Annotated in this window: 21 protein-coding genes and 1 other annotated feature; of the genes, 12 read left to right on the plus strand and 9 right to left on the minus strand. The window is 37.8% G+C overall.

Annotated elements, in window-relative coordinates:
- The first annotated feature begins 20 nt into the window (after window positions 1-20).
- Both LMB56_RS08805 and LMB56_RS08810 read left to right on the plus strand, forming a co-directional pair.
- Window positions 21-239 carry a cytochrome b5-like heme/steroid binding domain-containing protein gene (locus LMB56_RS08805; protein ID WP_003665104.1) on the plus strand — a complete coding sequence of 73 codons (219 nt, stop codon included), beginning with the start codon at window positions 21-23 and terminating at the stop codon, window positions 237-239.
- 12 nt (window positions 240-251) lie between these two features.
- Window positions 252-497: a cytochrome b5 domain-containing protein gene (locus LMB56_RS08810; protein ID WP_229284060.1), complete on the plus strand. Its 246-nt coding sequence runs from the start codon at window positions 252-254 to the stop codon at window positions 495-497.
- Between the two features lie 53 nt (window positions 498-550).
- On the opposite strand, the gene LMB56_RS08815 is transcribed toward LMB56_RS08810, so the two are convergent.
- Complete coding sequence (locus tag LMB56_RS08815) at window positions 551-1,687, minus strand: 5-methyltetrahydropteroyltriglutamate--homocysteine S-methyltransferase (protein ID WP_229284061.1); 1,137 nt, start codon at window positions 1,685-1,687, stop codon at window positions 551-553.
- Between the two features lie 469 nt (window positions 1,688-2,156).
- Window positions 2,157-2,392 (plus strand) — a binding site (T-box leader).
- Between the two features lie 55 nt (window positions 2,393-2,447).
- Between LMB56_RS08815 and LMB56_RS08820 the strand changes: the two genes are divergently transcribed.
- Window positions 2,448-3,404 (plus strand): ketopantoate reductase family protein, encoded by a 957-nt coding sequence (locus LMB56_RS08820; protein ID WP_019254090.1) that lies wholly within the window; start codon window positions 2,448-2,450, stop codon window positions 3,402-3,404.
- Between the two features lie 183 nt (window positions 3,405-3,587).
- On the opposite strand, the gene LMB56_RS08825 is transcribed toward LMB56_RS08820, so the two are convergent.
- The gene (locus LMB56_RS08825) at window positions 3,588-4,982 is read right to left on the minus strand and encodes an APC family permease (protein ID WP_229284062.1); all 1,395 of its coding nucleotides are present in this window, start codon (window positions 4,980-4,982) and stop codon (window positions 3,588-3,590) included.
- A gap of 229 nt (window positions 4,983-5,211) precedes the next feature.
- Between LMB56_RS08825 and LMB56_RS08830 the strand changes: the two genes are divergently transcribed.
- A complete protein-coding gene (locus LMB56_RS08830) occupies window positions 5,212-6,504 on the plus strand; it encodes an alkaline phosphatase family protein (protein WP_229284063.1) in 1,293 nt (430 codons plus the stop codon).
- Between the two features lie 9 nt (window positions 6,505-6,513).
- Complete coding sequence (locus LMB56_RS08835) at window positions 6,514-7,758, plus strand: MFS transporter (protein WP_229284064.1); 1,245 nt, start codon at window positions 6,514-6,516, stop codon at window positions 7,756-7,758.
- A gap of 182 nt (window positions 7,759-7,940) precedes the next feature.
- Here LMB56_RS08835 and LMB56_RS10435 read toward each other — a convergent pair whose 3' ends face one another.
- From LMB56_RS10435 to LMB56_RS08850, 4 genes are all read right to left on the minus strand, one after another.
- Window positions 7,941-8,075, minus strand: a complete 135-nt coding sequence (locus LMB56_RS10435; RefSeq protein ID WP_003675372.1) for a hypothetical protein — start codon at window positions 8,073-8,075, stop codon at window positions 7,941-7,943.
- A gap of 260 nt (window positions 8,076-8,335) precedes the next feature.
- Window positions 8,336-10,141 carry a threonine--tRNA ligase gene (thrS, locus tag LMB56_RS08840; protein WP_229284065.1) on the minus strand — a complete coding sequence of 602 codons (1,806 nt, stop codon included), beginning with the start codon at window positions 10,139-10,141 and terminating at the stop codon, window positions 8,336-8,338.
- Window positions 10,142-10,469: 328 nt separating this feature from the next.
- The gene (locus LMB56_RS08845) at window positions 10,470-11,153 is read right to left on the minus strand and encodes a hypothetical protein (RefSeq protein ID WP_267865190.1); all 684 of its coding nucleotides are present in this window, start codon (window positions 11,151-11,153) and stop codon (window positions 10,470-10,472) included.
- Between the two features lie 265 nt (window positions 11,154-11,418).
- Window positions 11,419-13,059, minus strand: coding sequence for an Nramp family divalent metal transporter (locus tag LMB56_RS08850; RefSeq protein ID WP_003669360.1), 1,641 nt, complete (start codon window positions 13,057-13,059; stop codon window positions 11,419-11,421).
- 522 nt (window positions 13,060-13,581) lie between these two features.
- Here LMB56_RS08850 and LMB56_RS08855 point away from each other — a divergent pair.
- From LMB56_RS08855 to LMB56_RS08880, 6 genes are all read left to right on the plus strand, one after another.
- Window positions 13,582-14,592, plus strand: coding sequence for a zinc-dependent alcohol dehydrogenase family protein (locus tag LMB56_RS08855; RefSeq protein WP_229284067.1), 1,011 nt, complete (start codon window positions 13,582-13,584; stop codon window positions 14,590-14,592).
- Window positions 14,593-14,798: 206 nt separating this feature from the next.
- Complete coding sequence (locus tag LMB56_RS08860) at window positions 14,799-15,311, plus strand: TetR/AcrR family transcriptional regulator (RefSeq protein ID WP_229274652.1); 513 nt, start codon at window positions 14,799-14,801, stop codon at window positions 15,309-15,311.
- 10 nt (window positions 15,312-15,321) lie between these two features.
- Window positions 15,322-16,380 carry an ABC transporter permease gene (locus LMB56_RS08865; protein ID WP_003669354.1) on the plus strand — a complete coding sequence of 353 codons (1,059 nt, stop codon included), beginning with the start codon at window positions 15,322-15,324 and terminating at the stop codon, window positions 16,378-16,380.
- 17 nt (window positions 16,381-16,397) lie between these two features.
- On the plus strand, window positions 16,398-17,087 hold the full coding sequence (locus LMB56_RS08870) for an ABC transporter ATP-binding protein (protein ID WP_229284068.1): 690 nt from the start codon (window positions 16,398-16,400) through the stop codon (window positions 17,085-17,087).
- 96 nt (window positions 17,088-17,183) lie between these two features.
- A complete protein-coding gene (locus LMB56_RS08875) occupies window positions 17,184-19,166 on the plus strand; it encodes an ABC transporter ATP-binding protein/permease (RefSeq protein ID WP_229274651.1) in 1,983 nt (660 codons plus the stop codon).
- A gap of 108 nt (window positions 19,167-19,274) precedes the next feature.
- Window positions 19,275-19,511: a hypothetical protein gene (locus LMB56_RS08880; protein WP_035157089.1), complete on the plus strand. Its 237-nt coding sequence runs from the start codon at window positions 19,275-19,277 to the stop codon at window positions 19,509-19,511.
- Between the two features lie 104 nt (window positions 19,512-19,615).
- Here LMB56_RS08880 and LMB56_RS08885 read toward each other — a convergent pair whose 3' ends face one another.
- Window positions 19,616-19,933: an ArsR/SmtB family transcription factor gene (locus LMB56_RS08885; protein ID WP_003665080.1), complete on the minus strand. Its 318-nt coding sequence runs from the start codon at window positions 19,931-19,933 to the stop codon at window positions 19,616-19,618.
- A gap of 163 nt (window positions 19,934-20,096) precedes the next feature.
- Window positions 20,097-21,812: a LysM peptidoglycan-binding domain-containing protein gene (locus LMB56_RS08890; RefSeq protein ID WP_229284069.1), complete on the minus strand. Its 1,716-nt coding sequence runs from the start codon at window positions 21,810-21,812 to the stop codon at window positions 20,097-20,099.
- 426 nt (window positions 21,813-22,238) lie between these two features.
- Here LMB56_RS08890 and LMB56_RS08895 point away from each other — a divergent pair, with 426 nt between their 5' ends.
- A complete protein-coding gene (locus LMB56_RS08895; protein WP_066035840.1) occupies window positions 22,239-23,183 on the plus strand; it encodes a LacI family DNA-binding transcriptional regulator in 945 nt (314 codons plus the stop codon).
- 131 nt (window positions 23,184-23,314) lie between these two features.
- Here LMB56_RS08895 and LMB56_RS08900 read toward each other — a convergent pair whose 3' ends face one another.
- A complete protein-coding gene (locus tag LMB56_RS08900) occupies window positions 23,315-23,500 on the minus strand; it encodes an LBP_cg2779 family protein (RefSeq protein WP_003665077.1) in 186 nt (61 codons plus the stop codon).
- Window positions 23,501-23,561: the final 61 nt, after the last annotated feature.

A 23,561-nucleotide genomic window follows, 5' to 3' on the forward strand; every position in this document is an offset into this window, starting at 1 on the left:
GACTTTAGGAGGAACAACTCATGGCTGAAAAGAAATTTACACGAGATGAATTAGCTAAATATAATGGTGATGGCGAAAAGCCACATTACATGGCAATCGATGGGTTAGTTTATGACATTACAGATGCTCCTAAAAAAGGAATCAGCATAAAAGAGTTAATGGAAGTCGTTTTTGGCCGTTCAAAAGAAAAAGATGAAATTCTAAAAAAGTTAACAGTTGTCGGAAAATTAGCTGATTAAGGAGTAGGTTGGATGGCAAATCAAACATTTACCAGAGATGAGTTGCGTAAATATAATGGACAGAATGGAGCAGCTGCATATATTGCAATCAATGGAATTGTTTACGATGTGACTCATAGTCCTGCTTGGAAAAATGGGATTCATCATGGATATCAAGCCGGTTATGATTTAACGGATGCACTGTATAAGGTTTCTCCCCATAAAGACCGCGTATTGGCAAATCTACCCAAGGTGGGGACTTTAGTAGGAGAAGAATAAATAGCAGGAACTCTCAAAAGTATCTTGAGTCCCTGCTATTTATTCATTTTAAATTATCCCCAAACTTCTGTAGCAATTTCTTTAACAAGTGCAATCTTTTTCCATTGTTGTTCTTCCGTTAAAATGTTTCCTTCTTCAGTTGATGCAAAGCCACATTGAGGACTAAGACAGAGCTTATCTAATGGATGGAATTGCGTAGCTTCATGGATTCGTTTGATAATTGCTTCCTTATCTTCAAGTTCACCTGATTTTGAAGTAATTAAACCAAGAACAACATACTTATCATCAGGAACTTTGCTAAGTGGTTCAAATCCGCCGGCACGTTCACTATCATATTCGAGATAGAAGGCATTGACATTTTCCTTAGCAAATAGCGTATCGGCAACTGGTCCATAACCACCGGCAGCAGCCCAGGTTGAGTGGTAGTTTCCGCGGCAAACGTGGGTATTAATTGTTAAGTCGGCAGGTAAATTAGCAATTGCCTCATTATTTACTTTTAAGAATCGCTTTTGAAGGGCTTCAAGCTGAGATACATCAGCATTGGGGTCTTTTTTCTTTAGGTTAGCAAAGGCGTTAACAGAAATTCCCCATGTACAGTCATCTAGTTGAAGAGTGCGACAACCAGCAGCATAGAGATCTTCAATCACTTGATGATAAGCAGCGGCAACGTCATGATCTAGATCTTCTTGGTTGGGATAAAATTCTTTAGCATTAGCTTGATTTTCGGGACGAAGAAATTCTTCTAAAAATTGTGCTGGCGCAGGAATGGTTTGTTTAACTTGAACGCCATCAGAGGTATGAGCTTGGGTAAATTTGAAATGTTTGACAAAGGGATGGTTTTCGCCGGAGATTTTTCCGCTAATTTGAGCAGAATCATTTCGGGTTTCTTCGTCATGGAAAAAGTAACCGTGCTCTAGGTTAACATGCTTAACTCCTTGCAATCCCCAGAAGAAATCTAAATGCCAGTAACTACGCCGGAATTCACCGTCAGTAACTGCTTTTAGGCCAGCAGCTTCTTCTTGTTTAATCAAATTAATAATTGCTTTATCTTCAACAGCCGTTAAGTCTGCTTGTGTTATTTCGCCGTTTGCAAATTTTGCGCGAGCTTCTTTTAGCTCTTGAGGACGAAGGAAGCTTCCAACGATGTCATAACGAAATGGTGATGTAGTACGTGTAGTGAATTCAGTCATAGTAAATCGATCCTTTCTATTTGTGATGGGTTCAAGAATTGAAGCAATAAAAAAGCCCCTAGGAAAAATATTTCTACTTTTCCTAGGGACGTTGATTAATCAATAGTTAATTAACGTGTTACCACCCTAATTTGATAGCATCTCACAATACTATCCTTAATAGGTACACTGATGGAAGCTATACCCAGACGTTTTATCGGTCGTCAATCGTGAACTACTTATATAAAATACTCGTAATTCGTGAAGCTCCAAGACCATCTTCGTCTCAGTCTCTTATGTCACCTCTCATCAACCGTGATTCTCTGTAATAAGATTCTAAGATTACTCATCTTTTCTAAGCTGTTTCTCATTTATTTGTCATTATAATACGCGGATGAAATATGAATGTCAAGATAATTTATGACAAAAAATAAATCTTGACATTTACACCTCAAAGTATTAAATTAGATAAAAATTAAAATTCGATTATAAAAACACGTTGAAAAGAAGAGTAATTATGAGTGGATTAGCAGAGAGTCCTTGGTTGATGGAAAAGGATAACCTGCTTATAATGAAAATCACTTTGAGTGCCATGATGAAATTAGTAATTAATGGTGGGATCAGCCCATTATAGCTGACGTGTTTAATGGAAACATTGAACATTTGAGGCTAATAATGCGAATTATTGGCAAATTAAGGTGGTACCACGCAAAAAGCGTCCTTAGGTTAAGTTGTTTAATCTAAGGACGCTTTTTTATAGTCATAAAAAGGAGAGAGAATTATGAAATTTACAGTCGTTGGTGCAGGTGCAATGGGATTACGGTTTGGTGTTCTATTACAAGAAGCAGGTAATGAAGTCGATTTTGTTGAAGGATGGTTACCACATTACAACAAGATGAAAGAACAAGGAGGAGTTTATGTAACTCGCGAGCATAAAAATAGACACCTTGTTCCCGTTAATGTTTATACACCTGAAGAATACAATGCTACAGATGCTGATTTTGTTTTCTTTGAATTAAAACAAATGCAGTTAGATGATATGTTAAAACGTTGTGAACATTTCTTGAAGGATCAATATGCGATGACAGCGATGAATGGAATGGGACATGTTGAAAAATTATTGAAATATTTCCCCGAAGAAAAAGTAGTTGCTGGAACTGCCTTAGTAGCAACTATCTTAACTAAACCTGGTGAAGTTGAATTTGTTGGCGAACGAGGGATGGGAACGACTAATTGGGCTAATTATACTGAAAAGCCTGATGAGAAGACACAAGCGTTAATGGCAGAACTCAAAAAAGCAAACTTTAATCCATCCCTTAAAGATGATTTTATGGGAACGTTGATGGCAAAAGTAGTCTTTAATTCAGTTGTTAATACCCTTTGTACTATGTTTGAAATTACAATGGGTGAATATGCGGCGTTTGATAAGGCTGATGAACTATCTCGGCAATTAATCGATGAAGCATATGATGTTTGTGAACGTGCAGGGGTACAATTAGTTAATACGCGAGCAGAAGAACTAGAAAGTGTAAATTATGTCTCTAAAGTTGGCTGTCCGCATCATTATCCATCAATGTACCAAGATATGAGTCATAATCGTCCAGTGGAAGTTGATTATATCAATGGTTACTTTGTTAAGCTGGGTCGCCAATATAATTATGAAGCCCAAACCCATAATTTTGTTACTAATTTAGTCCACTTAGCGGAAACAACTCGTCAAAATCGAAGTGTTAAATAGTATTAAAATAGGGAGCGAGACAGAAGTCACTTGTGACTTCGTTTTCGAGCCCCCGCAAGCAACAATAGGCCTCCAATGTTCGGTTTTGCCGGACGTTGGAGGCCATTGTTGTACTGCGTATTTGCTTTTTATGAAAGTAACTTAACTTATGTCACAGTCCCTATCATAATTTAGAAATAAATTTTAATTGCCTGGGATATCACTTTCGTCTTGGAAGTTAAATTCGTTGGCATGCCGAAGAGAATAGCAGAAGTAAACGCCTAATCCGACTACCAGCCATAATAAGTATGTTAACCAAGCATTGAGTGAGATGCTTACTAATAAAATAATACAGATCAATACTGATAGAACAGGAATAACGTTGCCAAAAGGTACCTTAAATGGTCGTTTTAATTCTGGATAACGGTACCGTAAAATAATTACGATGAGCGAAATTAAAGCAAAGACAACCAATGATCCAATGTTGGCGATTAATGCAAGATAATGGAGATCGAATTCTCCGGCTAGGACAGCTGCAAGAAGTCCGACTAACCAAATAGCACGATTAGGACTTTGAGTTTTGCCATTAACTTTAGCGAGGCCTTGAGGAAGAAAGGCACTTCGACTCATTGACTTCATGATATTTGAGCCAGCATAGATGAATGCGAAGACAACAGCCATAATTCCTAAAACAGCACCAAGCGAAACAATCTCAGCCACGTATTTATGACCTTTAGCTAAAAGAACATATGACATAGCTTCAGAGACATTCAAATCTTTATAGCTTAGAACTCCTGTCATAACAAGACTAACTAAAATATAGAGGGCCGTTGAAATGACTAAACATAAAATTATTGCCCGGGGAATATTTTTATCAACATCTTTAGCATCTTCAGCAGAAGTAGCTAATGCATCAAATCCAAGGAAGGAGAAGAAGACAGCAGATGCTCCTGTGAAAATTCCTTTATATCCATATGGTAAAAATGGGTGCCAGTTAGCTGGATTGATATGTTGAGCACTAACAACGATAAATAGAACAATAATAAAGATTTTGACACCAACCAAGAAGTTGTTAACAAGTTTACTTTCACTAGTTCCACGTGTCAGAATAATCGTCATAAAAAGGATCATCAAGACGGCAGGGAGATTTACATAACCACCAGCTGCGGGAGTAACCAGTAATTTATGTGGTAAATTAACTCCGAGAACTTCAAGGAACGATTGCACGTACCCAGTCCAACCATTGGCTACTGTAGCGGTAGTAGTAACATAGACCCCAATCAGCGTCCATCCAGCAAGGAACGCCATAAACTTACCAATTGAAACCCACGCGTAGTAAAAGGCACTTCCTGAATTGGGCAAACTAGTGGTCAATTCTGAATAACAGAGACCAATTAGGCCACTAGCAAGAGCGGCAATCAGAAAAGAGAAAACAATTGCGGGGCCTGAATCTTCCGCGGCGACAATTCCAGTTAAAACTAAAATTCCAGTTCCGATGATTGCGCCAATACCTAGAATAGAAAGGTCGAAGAGGCCGAGAGTTTTCTCATGCTCTTTTCCCTTGGGTAACTGATTTTGCATGATTATGATTCCTTTCATAAAATACTGAAAACTGAAACTTAATTTTACATTAAAAATTACTGTGAATCAAATTTCACTTTAAAACTTATTGGCAATCCACAGTCTACCAATCTGGGTTAACCTTTCTATCATACAAATTTTGGCGCTTACGATGAGAATGATTTTTGATAATTGCTTTCAAAACTAGTTATTAACAATAATTTATTTTAAAATAGCTAATGAGTTTGAAAAGAAAGCAGATGAACAAATGAAACAGCATAAGCTAATTGTTATTTCGCTAGATTCACTAGGGTTTCGTGACCTAAACGAATTACGCCAAATAACACCAACATTAGCGAATTTAATAAAAAAAGGAACCTGGGTAAAAAAAGTTAAAGGAATCTTTCCAACGTTAACTTACCCATCCCATACTTCGATTATTACCGGTCAGTATCCGGCTGTGCATGGAATTGTTAACAATACTAAATTGCAGCCACGCCGGCAATCGCCTGACTGGTTCTGGTATCGAAAAGATATTCAATCGATGCCCCTCTATGATATTGCAAAAGAAAAGGGCTTAACAACTGCTGCATTTTTGTGGCCTGTTACTGCTGGCAGTAAGATTGATTATAACCTTGCGGAAATCTTTCCTAATCGAATTTGGACAAATCAAGTACTGGTTTCGTTAAAGGCAAGTAGTCCGTTATTTCTATATGAAATGAATAAGAAATATGGTAAATTACGGCACGGAATTAAGCAACCGTGGCTTGACGATTTTGTAACAGCATGTGCGGTTGATACGATTAAAAATAAAAAGCCAGACTTAACCTTAGTTCACTTAGTTGATATGGATAGTATGCGTCACCGTTATGGGGTTCGATCACCACAAGCAAAAGAAGCATTACACCGTCTAGATAAACGCGTAGCTAAGATAATTCAAGCGACGAAAGATACCGGTACTTATGCGCAAACAGACTTTGTAATTTTAGGAGATCACTATCAAATTAATGTTGATAAGATGATTCATTTAAATATGTTGTTTGCGCAACAAGGACTTCTTCAACCTCTTGGAAAGAAAAGCACCTATCGAAATAACTGGCAAGTCACTGCTAAAACTTGTGATGGAGAAACTTATATTTACACTCGTGGTGCCGTGGATCGAGGAAAACTTAAGCAAATGATTGCTGGTGTCGAAGGGGTTGAGCGAATCTATGATAACGCAACGGCGATCAAACGGGGCGCAGATCCTAAGTGCACATTCCTCGTCGAAGCCAAACCAGGATACTATTTCACTGATGAGGTAAACAGGCCAGCGATTGTCGAAAAAGTTGATTCGGAATCAATTGGAACTCACGATCGCTATCGAGGGGTCCATGGTTACGGGCCAACACAAGCAAATTACTTCACTACCGCTATTTTTGCCGGGCCACAAATCAAAGGTGGTGCGACTGTTGAAAATGCTCACCTGGTTGATGAAGGACCGACATTTGCTAAATTATTAGGATTACATTATCCGACTCCAACTGCCGGACAAGCAATTGATGCAATCTTTAAAGACTGAGGTGACGTTGTGAAGTTTACAAGACAACAATGGCAATGGATTTTTTATGATTGGGCAAATTCTGGTTATGGAATTTTAGTTGTGACCGCTGTTTTACCAGTTTATTTCAAAGCAGTAGCTGATCATGCCGGTGTTAGTGCAGCGAATTCGACAGCGCTGTGGGGATATGCAAATAGTTTTGGTACGCTTATTATTTCCTTACTTGCACCTTTATTGGGAGCATTGGCTGATTATCCGCATGCAAAAAAACGCTGGCTAAATCTCTTTACTTGGTTGGGAATTTTACTGACAATTGGCCTTGCTCTTGTTCCAACCAAATATTGGCAGGTGCTTTTACTTGTTTATATTGGGTCGATCATTGGTTACTCAGGAGGAAATTTATTTTATGATAGTTTCCTAATAGATGTAGCTGATAATAAGCAAATGGACCGTGTTTCGTCGACCGGTTATGGAATGGGCTATCTAGGAGGAGTGGTCGCCTTTATTATCTTTTTAGTCGCAGAACTAAGTAAAGGCTTTGGCGGTCTCCTAAACAGTTATGGAGTAGCCCGATTTAGTTTTATTCTGGCTGCAGTTTGGTGGGTTATTTTTGCGTGGTCGTTATTAAAAAATGGTCATCAACGTTATAGCGTCAACAGTGTGACAAATCCTTTTATCGATAGTTTGCACCGTCTGAGAAGAACCATGCATCATATTAATCAATATAAGCAGTTGACATGGTTTTTAGTTGCCTATTTCTTCTATATTGACGGTGTTGATACAATTTTTACGATGGCAACAGTTATTGGTAAAGACTTAGGGATTCAAACAACGATGCTGATGGTGGTTTTGTTAGTAGTTCAGTTAATTGCTGTTCCATTTTCACTTTTGTATGGTTGGCTTGCTAATAAGTTTTCTACGAGACGAATTATTATGCTAGGCATTATCGTTTATTTCTTTATTTGTCTTTATGCTTTACGGTTAGAAACTTTGATCGATTTTTGGATTTTAGCTATTTTAGTTGGGACAAGCCAAGGCGGACTTCAAGCACTTAGTAGATCATACTTCGGCCGCCTTGTTCCTAAAAATGACAGTAGTGAATTTTTTGGTTTCTATAATATCCTTGGGAAGTTTTCCGCAATTCTCGGTCCCTTTATTGTTGGAATCGTTACTCAATGGACTGGTAAATCGACGGTCGGTGCGGCTTCATTAAGTGTTCTATTTGCCCTGGGGTTAGTTATGTTTATATTTGCTTCAGCTATTAAGGATAAATAAAAAGGGAGCGAGACAGAAGTCACTTGTGATTTCGTTTTTCGACGCGAAGCTAGCCTCTGGGAGCCCCCGCAAGCAACAATAGGCCTCTAACGTTCGGTTTTGCCGGACATTAGAGGCCATTGTTGTACTGCGTATTTGCTTTTTATGAAAGGAACTTAACTTATGTCACAGTTCCTTTAAAATTACTTGCGAACGTTAAGGATACCTTGACCAATACCAGCAGGTGTATCAGTCTTAGCTTCAAATGAAAGGCCGCTAGCGTGATGTTCTTCAGTAGCTTTACCCATTGCTTTAAATAAATCGTTCATAGTAGACATATCTTATACCTCCCAAATAAATAGTTTTTGTTTTTTATGATTAGTTATTATATTTAGTGGCTCAAAAGCGAGCGTTTATTACTATAAAACCTTTGATGAATAGTGTCAATCACTAATTTTAGGTTGTCCAAAACTTCACGAATGTTTCGAAAACGGTTTATTTTTGGTGGTTAAAGTTATGCTAAAAATTTCACTTTCATAAAATTTAAAACAAAAAAATGGCTTTCACAAAGTTGTGATAAAACCATTTTTAGTCTTAATTACTTTTCACGGGAGTAAGAAGCAATATCTTCAAGAATTTCATTCATAAATGCTTCTTGACTCATTTCATTTTGTTCCTTTTCACCGTACTTACGAACAGATACACCATTGTTATTCTTTTCATCGTCTCCAACAACAAGAGTATATGGAACCTTTTGTGTTTGAGCTTCACGAATCTTGTAGCCCATCTTTTCGTTTCGGTGGTCGACATTAACCCGAATGTTAGCAGCCTTCATCTTCTTAGCGAGGGCATCGGCGTATTCACCATGGGCTTCTTCGTTAACAGGGATGATGTGAACTTGTTCTGGAGCTAACCAAGTTGGGAATGCACCCTTGTAAATTTCTGTTAAGTAAGCCATGAACCGTTCCATTGTTCCAACAACACCACGGTGAATCATAACTGGTTGATGTTCTTTACCGTCTTGACCAACGTAGGAAAGTCCAAATCGTTCTGGAAGCATAAAGTCAAGTTGGATCGTTGACATTGTTTCGTCATTTCCAAGAGCAGTCTTAGTTTGAATATCAAGTTTTGGACCATAGAAGGCAGCTTCACCTTCAGCTTCATAATAATCAAGGTTAAGGTCGTCCATTGCTGACTTCAACATTGATTGAGATTTTTCCCACATTTCGTCATTAGCGTAGTACTTCTTAACATTCTTAGGGTCACGAAGAGAAAGACGGAAGCTGTAATCAGTAATATCAAAGTCTTCGTAAACGCTCATGATCAACTTCAAAATCTTAGCGAATTCAGAACGAATTTGGTCAAGGGTCACGAAGGTGTGACCATCGTTCAAAGTCATTTCACGAACCCGTTGAAGACCAGAAAGGGCACCTGATTTTTCATAACGGTGCATCATACCAAGTTCCGCAATTCGTAATGGGAGATCACGGTATGAACGAATATGGTGCTTGTAAACTTGAATATGGCTTGGGCAGTTCATTGGCCGTAATTCAAGCATTTCGCCATCACCCATGTCCATTGGTGGGAACATATCATCGCGGTAGTGTTCCCAGTGACCAGAAGTCTTGTATGCATCAAGATTCATCAGGACTGGAGTATAAACGTGTTGGTAACCATCGGCAACTTCCCGGTCAATGATGTAACGTTCGATTGTCCGACGAATAGTAGCACCTTTTGGTAACCAGTATGGTAAACCGGCACCAACTTTAGGATCAACAAAGAAGAGGTCAAGTTGGTTACCGATAACACGGTGGTCACGTTCCTTAGCTTCTTGACGTTTCTTTAAGTCTTCTTCTAATGCGTCCTTCTTGTAGAAGACAGTTCCGTAAATCCGTTGAAGCATTGGATTTGAAGACATACCTTTCCAGTAAGCACCAGCAACAGAAAGAAGGCGTAAGTTTTTAACAACGTTACCATATAAAAGAATGTCATCATCTGCAACAGCTTTGACATCACCAAGTTGGTACATTGCTACTTTGCCGTTTTTAGCATTTTCATTGATCAATTCAGTTGAGAAACGATCATCTTTTACTTCGGCAAGTGCTTCTTCTACAGGTACTTCAACAAATTCTACCTTAACATCGTTCTTTGCCATTCCCTTGATTACGTCTTCAAGAGCTGGTAATTCGTCAGCAGAAACTTGTTGATTATCTTTATCAGAATCAACGTGGAAGCCATCTTCGTCAGCGACAGCTTCACCAAGTCGAATACCCTTAAATTCTTGTTTTAATGCAGCCTTTAACATTAATGCAGAAAGTTTACGTAATGCTTCTAAACCTTCTTGTGAATCCCGATCGATCTTCTTAACTGATCCATCTGGGGACATAACAGCAACCTGAGCCATAGAAATCTCTCCTTTAATATAAATAAAAACGTCCCTGATACTTTCAACGTTGAAAGTATCAGGGACGTTAATTAACAAAAATTAGCGTGGTTCCACCCATCTTTAGGACACACTAGTAATGTCCTCTCTAAGGTGCAGTAACGGACACGATCCGACTAGCCTTATCTCGGCTAATAATAAGGGAAGGTGGTACATCCATCATTGTCACTCACAAGTGCTTTCACTCAAGGCACTTACTCTCTGTAGAGGACTTTGAAGGTGCATATCCTTCAATCGATTGTCTTGATTATAGCACGCCCACTTTAATTGACAACCCCTTTATTCCAAATTAATGTTGATTATTTTGAGAATGAGGTTGAACTGGTTGCGGGTTTGACTGGGAGCTAGTACTTTGCGAACTTTGATTAGACTGTGACCCAGAATTGCTACTTGCTGGTTGTGAAGTAGATTGTTGTTGGCTGTTGCCTTGATCGTGGTGTTCTTCCTGCGATGGTTGGTTTTGTTGTGGAGTTGAGGAAGAGTTAGTAGTTGGTTGTTGGTTAGTTGAATGATTTGTCTGAGGGGTGCTATTTGAACGACTAGGCGTTGAAATACTATAAGTATCTTGAGTATCATTATCATCACTGTCGTTGGAATTTGAACGATGTTTATGACTGCTACTGCTGCTCTTTTTGTGTTTCTTGCGTGATGAAGTACTGGTGGAGACAGTAGTGTCATTACTATCAACATTGACAGGGTCCTGTTGTTTAACTAGGAAAATAACAATGGTTGCAATTAAGACAACTAATAGACAGCCTAAAATGACCTTAAACATCCGGCGAGAAATTCCATATGGATTCTTTTTCTTATTAGGGGATGCTGTCTTGTGTTTATGGTTAGGGGTAGGCTGTTTAGGCTTACGATTAAAGAAAGAACGTTTTTTCTTTTCTTCACCTGGCTTAGGAGTGTCATAGAGCTCAACCCGTGTAGGCCGCCGCTTATTGTTATTTTGATTATTATCTTTATTATTCAATGATTTCACCTCATACTTAATGAGTAATATATCTAGTTCCTTATTATACCATGGTGAGCCTAGATGTATTAAAAAATGGCCGACTCATTATGGGCCGACCACTTTTCGTATTTCTTCATAGCTATTTTGAGGGGGATAGTATAGAAGAAAAATAGGGGTTTATTTATATTAGGGATTGTCTATACTATACCGTTCAAGTATGAACATTTTGTGAAAGAATCGTTACAAAAATAAAAAACTGGAAATTTACTTCCAGTTTTTTGTTTTAATCTTCTACAACTGAATCTTTCATTTGAGCTTCACGTTGGCCGAATCCTTTGCCTTCAGCAGCAAACCGCTTGTCCCCTTTATAGAGTTCAACACAAGTCCAGATAAGAAGAGCAAGAATAACAATGATTGTGATATAAGCGAGAACGTCAGATGTTCCTTTTGACCAAATACCAAAGCCTTCGTAAGTTGCAGGAAGGTTGTAAAGGTTTAAGAAGGTAAGGGCAATTACAGAAATCCAACCGCAAACCTTAACCCAGCCCCTATTCTTAAATTCACCCATTTCAACTTCACTGTTAGTCATCATTAATAATGGTAACATTGAGAACGGAAGGGCAAAAGCTAAGAATACCTGTGAATTTTCCATTAAAAGGTTCAAGGCGGTATGTTGTTGGATAGTATTTTCACCGCTCGTCATAGCAACGCATGCGATAACCGGAATAACGGAAATAATCCGAGTAACTAGCCGTCGTGCCCATAAAGGCATTCGCATATGAATGAAACCTTCCATAATAACTTGACCAGTTAATGTTCCAGTGATTGTTGAATTTTGCCCAGAAGCAAGTAAGGCAACTGCAAATAAAGTAGATAATACACCTGACTTGGCAACAGCAATTAACACTGGGTTACTAAGCATTGAAGTATTATTTAATGCATCATACAGACCGAAGAAAGAACTATCTTGCACAGCACCAGTCTTGAAAACGGCAACCCCCATAATCAAAAGAAGGGAATTAACGATAAATGCAAGAGATAATTGGATGTTTGAATCCCAAGTAGTAAAGCGAACTGTTTGTCGAATGCTGTCTAGATCATTATGATCAATCTTCCGAGTCTGAGAAATTGCTGAGTGGAGGTATAAATTGTGAGGCATAACGGTCGCACCAATAATACCTAGGGTACCAGTTAGTGGGGTGATACCACCGATTTCAGGATGTTGGGCAATTGCTTTGGCTGATGGGAGCAGGCCCATAAATACGCCACCCCAGTTAGGGTTAGATAAGGCAACTTGGTAAGCAAAAACAAATAAGATCACCAAAATCAAACATGCAACAATTGCTTCGATCTTCCGGAATCCGATCTTGGTTAATAATAGCAGTACTAAAACATCAAGAACAGTAATAAATACAGATGGGATCAACGGAATGTGGAACAGTAAGTTTAATGCGATAGCAGCTCCGATAACTTCAGCGATATCCGTAGCCATAATCGCCAACTCAGTCATAATCCATAAAATAATACCTAATGCTTTACCGGTACGTGCCCGTGTTGCCTGAGCAAGGTCCATTTGGCTCACGATTCCGAGTTTAGCCGCCATGTATTGAAGTAACATCGCAATCAAACTTGAAATCAAGATAGTAGTCATTAAGGTATATTGGAAACTCTGTCCACCGGTAATTGAAGTTGACCAGTTACCTGGATCCATGTAACCCACAGCAACTAATGCGCCGGGACCAGAGTAAGCGAATAATGTTCGCCAAAAGCCTTTTCCACGAGGAACTTCAACTGTTCCGTTGATTTCCTCCAGTGATTTACCGTTAGCATATTCAATAAGTTTATGCTTCCGGTGTTGATTCTTTGTGTCGTCCACGCCAAATCCACCTTTCGTTTGAGTTTTGTTAATTAGATTGGAAATCATAATTAACTAAGTTCGAATACTTTGTTAGGGTAACATAAAAAAATATATCCTGCAATGGAAAATCGCCGTTATAACAGCAGTTTGGGCGATCTTGAGGAGTGGTTGGAGATAAGTTTTGGCGTACCTAATGGTAGTTAAGCGCTTTCTGAAAGGCGGAAAAATTTTCTATATAAATTTAGAATTTATTATTTTATATGTAGAAACATTCTATTTCTTAATATAAAACGCTGAATAGAGTAAAAAGCCTTGTGAAATTATGTGATCGAAGAAATAGTAGTAAAACCATTTATGCATTAGTAAAAAATCAGCCCAAACTTAGTGAAGAAAAAAATATTTAAAAATTGCACTTTTTTTAAAAATGCTTTGATACTGGCGTTTGCTTAAGTTTACATTTAATGAGTTTAACGTTTTATGATAGCGAAAAGAATGTGAGATAATTGTTGGACGTTTGACAATTAAGGCGTTTTCACACTATACTATCACTTGACAAATGATTAAATTCACAAGAGAGGTATTTTAATTATGAAGGCACTTGTTTTAACAGGTAAAAAGCAACTCGAAATTGAAGATATTAAAGAACCTGAAATCAAGCCTGATGAAGTCTTGATTCATACTGCCTACGCTGGTATTTGTGGTACTGATAAAGCGCTCTATGCCGGTCTTCCAGGATCTGCATCAGCTGTTCCTCCTATTGTTTTAGGTCATGAAAACTCAGGTGTGGTTACAAAAGTTGGTTCAGAAGTTACTAACGTTAAGCCAGGGGATCGTGTAACCGTTGACCCTAACATCTACTGTGGTCAATGTAAGTATTGTCGGACTCAACGCCCAGAATTATGTGAACACCTTGATGCTGTTGGTGTTACCCGTAACGGTGGTTTTGAAGAATACTTTACTGCTCCTGCAAAGGTTGTTTACCCAATTCCTGATGATGTTTCATTAAAGGCAGCTGCCGTTGTTGAACCAATTTCATGTGCAATGCACGGTGTTGACTTACTTGAAACTCACCCATACCAAAAGGCTTTAGTATTAGGTGATGGTTTTGAAGGTCAATTATTTGCACAAATCTTGAAGGCTCGTGGTATTCACGAAGTTACTTTAGCTGGTCGTTCAGATGAAAAGTTGGAAAACAACCGGAAGCACTTCGGCGTTAAGACTATCAACACTACTAAGGAAGAAATTCCTGCTGATGCATATGACATCGTTGTTGAAGCGGTTGGTTTGCCAGCTACTCAAGAACAAGCACTTGCAGCTGCAGCTCGTGGTGCTCAAGTATTAATGTTTGGTGTTGGTAACCCTGATGACAAGTTCTCAGTAAACACTTACGACGTATTCCAAAAGCAACTTACAATTCAAGGGGCCTTCATTAACCCTTACACTTTTGAAGACTCAATTGCACTTCTTTCTTCTGGAGTTGTTGATCCACTACCACTCTTCTCACACGAATTAGACCTTGGTGGTGTTGAAGACTTTGTTAGTGGTAAATTAGGCAAAGTTTCAAAAGCTGTTGTTAAGGTTGGCGGCGAAGAAGCTTAATTCTAGATTAAGATTAAAATTTAAATATATTAAAAACGAGGCGAAAAATTTTTCGCCTCGCTTTTTTATGCCTTATAATCGAAAAACTTGTATAAATAGTAACAACTTAATTCTTTCACTTAATGATTGACACGGTGTCACTTTGATGATAGTGTATAAAATACATTCACAGTGACACGGTGTCACAATGCGGTGGAGGAATTAAGATGCCAAGTACAACATTTGAAAATTTAAATCGACAGAAAAAAGAACTTATTACTAATGCATTACTAACAGAATTTAGTCAACATAGCTTAGCAAGTGCTCAAGTTGCACGAATTGTAAAGCAAGCGGGAATCGCCAGAGGAGCATTTTATAAGTATTTTGCAGATTTAACGGAGGCGTATCAGTATCTTTACCAAGTGGCAATTTTAGAAATCCATACACCAATTACCCGGGCTAACCATATTTTAGCTGCGAGTGATTATGTTAATCAGATTAAAGCTTTTGTAGATGAGATCAACGGAAGTAAGTACCGTGAGTTTATGCGTTTACACTTTCAAACAAATGAAGGATTGTTACGTGATAATACGCAACCGCAAATTAAAATTCATAGTGCTCAAGAATGGAGTGTAATGGTTTTAAGTCATGAAACAATTAAGGATTGCCTTCTTCAACCCAATAAACAAGATGAAGCAATTGAACGGCTATCCAAGGCACTAACTGCACTATTACAGTAGGAGGTAGAATATGTTTTTAGCACTAAAAGAAATAAAACATGAAAAGCTGCATTACGGATTAATCGTTGCCATGATTGTTTTGATTAGTTACTTAATGTTTTTCCTAATGGGAATGATGTTGGGATTACAAAATGAAAATGATGCTGCTATTAAAGAGTGGGGTACGGAAACTGTTTTTCTAAATAAGAATAGTAATGATAATCTTGGACAATCGATTATTACTCGCGATCAACTAGCAGGTAAGGATCAAAAGAATGTTGCGCTTGTTGGGCAGGCACCAGTAGTTCTTAAAGAAAAAGGAGCAAGTAAAGAAAGTGCTCAATTTATCGGTTTAGATCCTGACCAATTTATTTCCCGGGAAAAGATCAAGATTACAAGTGGTCGTCAAGCCAAGGGAAATAACGAAATTGTTGTTGATAAGAGTTTAAGCAAAAAGGGTTATCATTTAGGAGATCGAGTAACAATCAATTCTCAAAATGAGAAATATAAGATTGTTGGTTTTGTCAATGACGCTAAATTTAGTGTTGCGCCCGTCGTATATGGTAGTTTACCAGTTTGGCGGGAACTGAGAGGATTAAATAGTTCGGCTGTTGCTAGCGGACTCTTTTCTGACCATAAGCTTAGTAAAAGTTCCTATCCCGCTCTCCAACACTACACTGTTAACGAATATATTAATAAGCTACCGGGATATTCAGCACAAAATAATACCTTTACTTTTATGATTGGGTTCTTAATGGTAATTTCGTTAATTGTAATTGCGGTCTTCTTATATATTCTTACCATGCAAAAAATAAGTCATTATGCAGTTATGCGCGCTCAAGGAATTCCTGCGCGGCACTTAATTCTTGCAACAGTTACTCAATCAATTTTCCTAATGATTAGTGGTGTAATAGGAGGAATTATTTTAACCCTTCTTACGAGTGTGGCAATTCCAATGTCGGTACCAGTTATTATGAATTGGCCCCTAATTAGTTTAATGGCAGTGGGATTAATAGTTCTTGGGATGATTGGTTCATTATTACCAGTGCGAATGATTATTAAGATTGACCCCGTACAGGCCTTGAATTAAGATGGGAGGCAAATGTTATGTCAAAATTAAAGTTAGTAGATGTTAACAAATATTATGGCGAAGGAATTAGCCGTGTTCATGTTCTTAAAGATGTTAATTTTTCTGCTAAAGCGGGAGAATTAAATTTGATTTTAGGGCCTTCTGGATCAGGAAAGAGTACCTTTTTAACAATTGCGGGCGGTTTACAAACACCTACTTCCGGAAAAGTGTTAATTGATGGAATTGATATTGAAAAGTTATCTTCTAAAAAACGTGATGAACTGCGCTTGCAGAAAATTGGTTTTATTCTTCAGTCGTATAACTTGCTACCTTATCTAAATGTGGCTGATCAATTTAAACTTGTTGATCGTGTAAAGAAGAGCGGTAATATTTCATCAGCAGCTTTTGATGAATTATTGGAAAAACTCGCGATAAAAAAACTGCTCAAGCAATACCCTTCTGAATTGTCAGGAGGTCAAAACCAACGAGTAGCGATTGCGCGTGCTTTATATACCGATCCTGAGATAATTCTTGCAGACGAACCAACAGCAGCTTTAGATAGTAATTTAGTAAAGTCAGTGGGACAATTATTTCAAGATCTGGCTAAAAAGAAAGGAAAAGCGGTGATTGCTGTAACCCATGATTTACGTTTACGTGAATATGCAGATAATGTTTACGAGTTAGCCGATGGGAAACTTACATTAAGCAAAAATTCCACAGACCAATAATATAAATAATGTTAAAGAATTATGAGCAAAAAGCCTTTTTTATAACGAACCTTGCTATAATAAACGGACTAAATAAATAGTAAAGGGGAGGATGCAATGGCTTTTTTAGAATTAAAAAACATATATAAATCATATTATCTTGACAAAGAGGAATTTCCAGTTCTTAAGGGAATTAACTTGCAGTTTGATCGGGGAGAATTTGTATCCATCCTTGGTGAATCAGGTGGTGGAAAGTCCACTTTAATGAATATCATTGGGGGCCTTGATCGTAACTTTGAAGGTGAAGTCCTCGTAAATGGTAAAATCCTCGACCATAAAAAAGAAAAGCAACTAGATAGATATCGGCGTGCGACAGTGGGTTATATCTATCAGTCCTATAACTTAATTTCTCACTTAACGGTGCTGGATAATGTTTTGGTTGCGTTGGATATGACAACTTTGACTAAGGAAGAACGGCGGAAGCGCGCGTTGGAACTTTTAGATAAGGTTGGTTTAAGTGAGCAAGTAAAAAAGCATCCGAACCATTTGTCAGGAGGGCAAAAGCAACGGGTAGCGATCGCTCGGGCATTGGCCAGTGATCCACAAATTATTATTGCTGATGAACCTACAGGAGCCTTAGATGCGCAGAATACAAAAGAAGTATTAGCATTATTAGACGAAATTGCTCGTGATGGGAAATTAGTGATTGCCGTTACTCACTCCCAGGAAGTAGCGGATAATGGGACACGAATTGTTCATTTAGCTGATGGAAAAATTGACGGCGATGAAAGATTACGTCCTGCTTATCCGATTCCAGAAGACCCTACAGAGATTACTCCACGAGTTCTACCGGCGATGGCGAGCTACCGAACGGCTTTTAAGCATTTGACCTATAACTTCTGGCGTAATTCGTTAATTATGCTTGGAACCGCAATTGGTATTTTTGCGGTACTCTTATTTAGTGGTTTAGGTAATGGGATAAATGGTTACATTCAAAACCAAATTAACTCTCTTGCTAACCCGCAGGCAATTACCGTATTTAAAAACACAACTGGTAAAAAGATGACCCAGGAACAAATTCAATCATCGTTAGGACAAACGATGGCAGCTAATCCCCAATCAATGACGATTAGCGACCATAATATTGACCGGTTACGAAGGCTTGATAATGTGTCGTCTGTCCAGCCGGGAATTATGGTGAGTGCCTTTCAGCTTGATTATAATGGGAAAAAGCAGAGCGGAACTTCACTAAGTACCTGGAGTAAGGCAATTACTAGCAATTCAATCAAGCAGGGGCATAAACCCAAGAATGGTGAAATCGTTCTTACAAAGCAACAAGCAATCCAATTATCAAGTGCCAAAAATTATAAGCAAATGGTTGGTAAAACTATCCGTCTTTCATTTACATGGATAGATGGCAATAATAGTCCAGTTCCCGTTTCTGGAAACTTCAAGGTAGCAGGGATTACAGAAGGTGCGAGTGCCGGGACTTCAATTACTTATTCCACTATGCGTGCGCTGCTTCAAAAAGCGAATGCCTCTACGGCTGCTAATTTTGCAACCGTTAATGTAACAAATCTTGACAATGTTCAAGGAGTAGCGAATAAGATCGACAATCTTCGTGGTAGTAATAACAAACGGATATTAGGAGCGATTACAGTCGGGTCGATCCTTAAAACTGTTAATACTTATGTTAGTCTTGCTTCCACGGTTCTTGCTTCAATTGCTGGAATTTCATTACTTGTGTCGGCATTAATGATTATTGTGACAATGTACATGTCGGTTTCGGAACGGACAAAAGAAATCGGTATTTTGCGAGCCTTGGGTGAACGAAAGAAAGATATTCGCCGATTATTTACGTCTGAATCTGTCTTTATTGGACTGTTTTCCGCAATTCTTGCACTGCTAATTGTTGCAGTTGTAACGGTTATTATTAACCACGCTCTGTATGGCTTGATTAAATATAATATTGTGCAAATTACTGTTGGAAATGTAATCTTTGCAATTGTAATTGCGATTGTAATTTCGTTTATTGCCGCATTGCTTCCTGCACGCCGGGCGGCAAATCTTAATCCAATTGATGCATTAGCTGCAGATTAGTTAAAAAGCAACAACTTTCCTATAGCTGAAGTTGTTGTTTTTTTATTTTGCTTAAAAATATTTTAGGCAGTCCGAAAATAGGATATAATAAAAACGGAGGTGAGAAGAATGACAATAATTTATGTTCATGATAATAATCAATCACAAAATATTACTTGTTCAGATGGCTCACAAGGTGTGTTGCGGGTTAGTAAACTGAATAATGCAATGCGGTATAGTTTTAAGTTTTATAGTCACGCACATCTTGGGTTTTGGTTAGATAAGCATCAGTTCTATGATGGCAAGTCATTGATTGTAAAAGGAGTTTTAGAAAATGAACGATTAGAAATTAAATTTGTTAACTAACGAAAAGACGTTTAGAAGTCATCGTCTAAGTTTGACTTAGGATGAGTTCTAAACGCCTTTCTTTTATTTCAATGGGGGGATCCCAAAGAATATTCACTAAATTATTAGATGATTTTTTCTGCATGACTTAATACATCAGCGATCAAGGTCATTACCTGCGGATCCTCTAAATGATAGATAACGGTTTTCCCTTCTCGCCGTTGTTGAACTAAATTATATTTTCTCAATAGTTGCAGCTGGTGAGAAACCCCCGATTGTTCCCAGTTCAACTTCATACTAATTTCTGAAACGCTCATCGAATGTTGAATCAGCAAATATAATAATTGTAATCTTTTAGGATTCCCTAGTAATTTAAATAATTGACTGATTTTATTAACATTTGGAATATCTGTTGTCCAACGGTCTACCACAATAAATATCACTTACTTTCTATAAACTCCCTAATAGTAATTTAGTGAATATTAATAATAAACTGCCTACCTTTATTCTAGAACAGAAAAGAATTTTTTTAAAACAAAAAAGCAAGAGGCATAGAATTTATTATACTTCTTGCTATATATTGTTTAATTATTTTAAATTGAGCAACTATAGTGATAAACGTTGTCCTACAAAGATTGTGTATGGACTTTGAATGTTATTCTTAGCTGCGATTGACCGCCAGTTTAATCCGTGGTAGGCGGCAATCTTTGATAGTGAGTCACCACTTTGAACTACGTAATTTCCATGATTAGTAGTGGAATAGTGTGAAGTGGTTTTTTGTGTACTAGCACTATTGTTGTTAATCCGTAATTGTTGGCCAACCTCGATTAAATTAGGGTTACTAATGTGGTTAGTTGAAGCTAATGCAGATGTTGTAGTGTTAAAACGAGCGGCAATTTGTGAAAGGGTATCACCACTTTTAACGGTGTATGTGCCATTAGCACTAGTTGTAACTTGTTTATTTTGCTGGCTTTCTTGATGGTTAGTAGTAGTATTTTGAGCTGTAGTTTGATGAAGCGTTAATACTTGACCTACATGAATCATATTAGGGTTACTAATATGATTGAGCTGAGCTAATTGAGTATAAGTGGTGTTAAATTTACCCGCAATTCCTGAAAGGGTATCGCCACTTTTAACGGTGTATGTATTACTGTTAGTGGTAGTATTGGTTTCTGTTTGCTTAGGGGTTGTTTGTTGCTGTTGTTGTTCAGCAGCAGGTTGACGAACCAAGAGCCGTTGACCAATATAAATACGGTTAACATTGTGGATATCATTTAAGGCGGCGAGGTTATTTACAGTCGTATTAAATTGTCCGGCAATGCGTGATAAGGTGTCTCCACCCTTAACAGTATAGTAACCGGTGTTAGAAACAGTTACATTGGTTTCTGGAGTTTGAGCACTTTCGGTCTGCTTATTTGTAACAACTTTACCAGAAAGGGCAACCGCATCTAACTGGTTTAAGTTATATGTTTGAACAAAACGAATTAAGGTACTAGCATAGTTTGGATCAGTAGCATAGCCGTCTTGCCGAAGCTTATTTGCAACAGATGCATAATTAGTGTCACCAAGTAAGTTACGGTAACGACTATTTACATTGAGAAAGCGACCGTGGTCAGTAACTGATTCGGAGTTGTTAGCGTAGGCTCGGAAATTGGCGTTAACGTAAACACTCCGACCACCATAAACTTCTCGCGTACGCATTACAACTGAATTTCCATTATAGGAACCCTTAATTCCAAATAGGTTATGAGCTTGGGTTGACAAGGCTGAACGGCCCCAACCACTTTCAACAATAGCCTGGGCAACTGTAATTGAAGGGAGAACCTTGTATTCATTCCATCCTTGGATTGCACCTGGAGCAACACTTTGGATAAATGCTTGTTGTGAAGCGTTATTACTGAAATGGAGGGTACTTAAGTCCGTTGTGGAGTTCTCTTGCGGTGCAGCAACGGCACTAGCAGCCTTTGGAGCAGCAGGAGCAGCTTGTTTAGCTTCAGTAGACTGTGCTGAAGCTGAATCAGCTGTGGCTTGGCTAGCGACAGCTTGACTGGCATTAGAGGCAGCAGTACTTTCTGCTGAAGCGCTAGTTGATGTGCTTTGAGCGACAGTAGAAGTACTAGCAGCACTACTTGTATTATTTTGTGTATTGGCAGTAGTTGTAGCGGCAGGTTCTGCAGAAGAAACTGAAGCATCATCGGCATGAGCAACAGCGCCGCTAGCAGTTAATAAGGTAACAGCAGTTAATCCAGCAAAGACCCATTTTTTTCCGCTTTTGTACATCTTAAAATGGGTTGATGGATCATTATTAGATTGACGATTCATTGGCAGTGACTCCTTAATTTATATTTGAAATTCCTAAACATTACTCTTAAAAGTGGCTTATTAATCATTTCATAAATTAAAATAATCTCAAAAAGGTCAAAAAGTTTAAGAAGTTCTAAAGATTCAACTACCTATAAACTAGCATTAATTCTCTTTAGCGTCAATTTAATTTGAAGGTAAAAAAGCAAGTGAAATCCTTTAAAACAGGGGAGAAAATATCATAAAATCAATAATTATCATCTTCACAAAACATGTTTTATCAAATGAAAAATATTTTTGGATAAATGATAAATTAAACATATGTAATAGAACCCATTTGTGGAAAAGTAGCGATTAAAATTATATTTAAAGTAACCGTCGATTGTTCAAATATGGTGAGCTATAATAATGGAATAACTTAAACGAAATTAATCAAGGAGTTTTAGAATGGTTGCTAAGTTAAAAGATGTTGCTCAATTAGCGGGGGTCTCAGTAACTACTGTTTCAAGAGTAATAAATAATTATGGTTCTTTAAGTCAAAAGACGATTGACAAGGTCCATGCGGCGATGCGAGAGTTGAATTACCAACCAAATGCCTTGGCACGGGCGATGCAGGGAAAACCATCTAAGTTTGTTGGCTTGATTTTTCCTAATTTAATTAATCCATTTTTTGCAGAATTAGCAAATGAACTTGAACATGAATTATTTAAAAAGGGTTATAAAACAATTATTGCATCATCGGCACAAAATCCAGAAATAGAGCATGAATACTTAAATATGTTGATGGCAAATCAAGTAGATGGGATTATTTCGGGTTCTCATAATCTGGGGATAGAGGAATATCATCAACTTACTGCTCCCATTGTTTCTTTTGACAGATATCTTGCTGACAATATTCCAATTGTTGCAGCTGATAGTTATCATGGGGGTGAACTAGCAGCGAAGTATTTAGTAGAACATGATGTAAAACACTTAGCGGTAATTGTGGATGAAGATACTTCTGTTTCACCTACCATCAATCGAATTCAAGGGGCACTTGATTTTTTGAATAAACAGAAACGAGATTTTGAACCTTTAGCTATTCAGCATTTGGATCTTGAGGCTACTTTCCCTGGTAATTATGATGGAGTGCTGGCTTCTAATGATGTCCAAGCATTAACGATTAGCAATCTTTACTACCAGGCAGGAAAGCAAATAAATAAAGACTTTTTCATTACAGGTTATGATGGTTCACGATTAATTCGGAAAGTAGCGCCTTACCTTCCAACAATAATTCAACCAATTCCATTATTGGCACAAGAATTAATTGAAACTTTAATGAAACGAATAGAAACACCTCATGAAGAGATCGAAACTAAACTTATTCCTGTTGAATTCTATCAACCAAGATAAAAAGAAAAAGGATCTAGAAGAAAGTAATATTTCTTTTGGATCCTTTTTAGTTTAGAGCAGCGCAATAATTATTAGTTCTGCTTTAGAAGGTATTAAATTTTGATTTTGCCACAATGGCATGAATGGTAATGTTACTTACTTTGCATGAACCGTTGAAGCAATTCGACTTCCTCTGAAGTTACTGGGGTATTGGATGATTTAATTTCGTGAATTCGTTCAACAGATAAATGACTGCCGAAAGCAACTTCATTATCATTTAAGTCATTTTCGCGCTCAAAATTAATCAATTCTTGAGCAAGCTCACTCAAATTGTCCATGAAAACATTCCTCCTTAGTAGGTATATTATTAAATAATACTAACCTTATCTCTTATTCTAA

Source organism: Limosilactobacillus reuteri (genome assembly GCF_020785355.1).
Taxonomy (GTDB): Bacteria; Bacillota; Bacilli; order Lactobacillales; family Lactobacillaceae; genus Limosilactobacillus; species Limosilactobacillus reuteri_I.

What these genes read in the sequence shown, in the direction of transcription:
- LMB56_RS08865 (WP_003669354.1), top strand. Translation starts at nt 15,322, where the DNA reads ATGTTTTTAGCACTAAAAGAAATAAAACATGAAAAGCTGCATTACGGA.
- LMB56_RS08825 (WP_229284062.1), bottom strand. Translation starts at nt 4,982, where the DNA reads ATGAAAGGAATCATAATCATGCAAAATCAGTTACCCAAGGGAAAAGAG.
- LMB56_RS08895 (WP_066035840.1), top strand. Translation starts at nt 22,239, where the DNA reads ATGGTTGCTAAGTTAAAAGATGTTGCTCAATTAGCGGGGGTCTCAGTA.
- LMB56_RS08815 (WP_229284061.1), bottom strand. Translation starts at nt 1,687, where the DNA reads ATGACTGAATTCACTACACGTACTACATCACCATTTCGTTATGACATC.
- LMB56_RS08805 (WP_003665104.1), top strand. Translation starts at nt 21, where the DNA reads ATGGCTGAAAAGAAATTTACACGAGATGAATTAGCTAAATATAATGGT.
- LMB56_RS08810 (WP_229284060.1), top strand. Translation starts at nt 252, where the DNA reads ATGGCAAATCAAACATTTACCAGAGATGAGTTGCGTAAATATAATGGA.
- LMB56_RS08820 (WP_019254090.1), top strand. Translation starts at nt 2,448, where the DNA reads ATGAAATTTACAGTCGTTGGTGCAGGTGCAATGGGATTACGGTTTGGT.
- LMB56_RS08870 (WP_229284068.1), top strand. Translation starts at nt 16,398, where the DNA reads ATGTCAAAATTAAAGTTAGTAGATGTTAACAAATATTATGGCGAAGGA.
- LMB56_RS08855 (WP_229284067.1), top strand. Translation starts at nt 13,582, where the DNA reads ATGAAGGCACTTGTTTTAACAGGTAAAAAGCAACTCGAAATTGAAGAT.
- LMB56_RS08830 (WP_229284063.1), top strand. Translation starts at nt 5,212, where the DNA reads ATGAAACAGCATAAGCTAATTGTTATTTCGCTAGATTCACTAGGGTTT.
- LMB56_RS08875 (WP_229274651.1), top strand. Translation starts at nt 17,184, where the DNA reads ATGGCTTTTTTAGAATTAAAAAACATATATAAATCATATTATCTTGAC.
- LMB56_RS08860 (WP_229274652.1), top strand. Translation starts at nt 14,799, where the DNA reads ATGCCAAGTACAACATTTGAAAATTTAAATCGACAGAAAAAAGAACTT.
- LMB56_RS08900 (WP_003665077.1), bottom strand. Translation starts at nt 23,500, where the DNA reads ATGGACAATTTGAGTGAGCTTGCTCAAGAATTGATTAATTTTGAGCGC.
- thrS (WP_229284065.1), bottom strand. Translation starts at nt 10,141, where the DNA reads ATGGCTCAGGTTGCTGTTATGTCCCCAGATGGATCAGTTAAGAAGATC.
- LMB56_RS08890 (WP_229284069.1), bottom strand. Translation starts at nt 21,812, where the DNA reads ATGAATCGTCAATCTAATAATGATCCATCAACCCATTTTAAGATGTAC.
- LMB56_RS08850 (WP_003669360.1), bottom strand. Translation starts at nt 13,059, where the DNA reads ATGATTTCCAATCTAATTAACAAAACTCAAACGAAAGGTGGATTTGGC.
- LMB56_RS08880 (WP_035157089.1), top strand. Translation starts at nt 19,275, where the DNA reads ATGACAATAATTTATGTTCATGATAATAATCAATCACAAAATATTACT.
- LMB56_RS10435 (WP_003675372.1), bottom strand. Translation starts at nt 8,075, where the DNA reads ATGTCTACTATGAACGATTTATTTAAAGCAATGGGTAAAGCTACTGAA.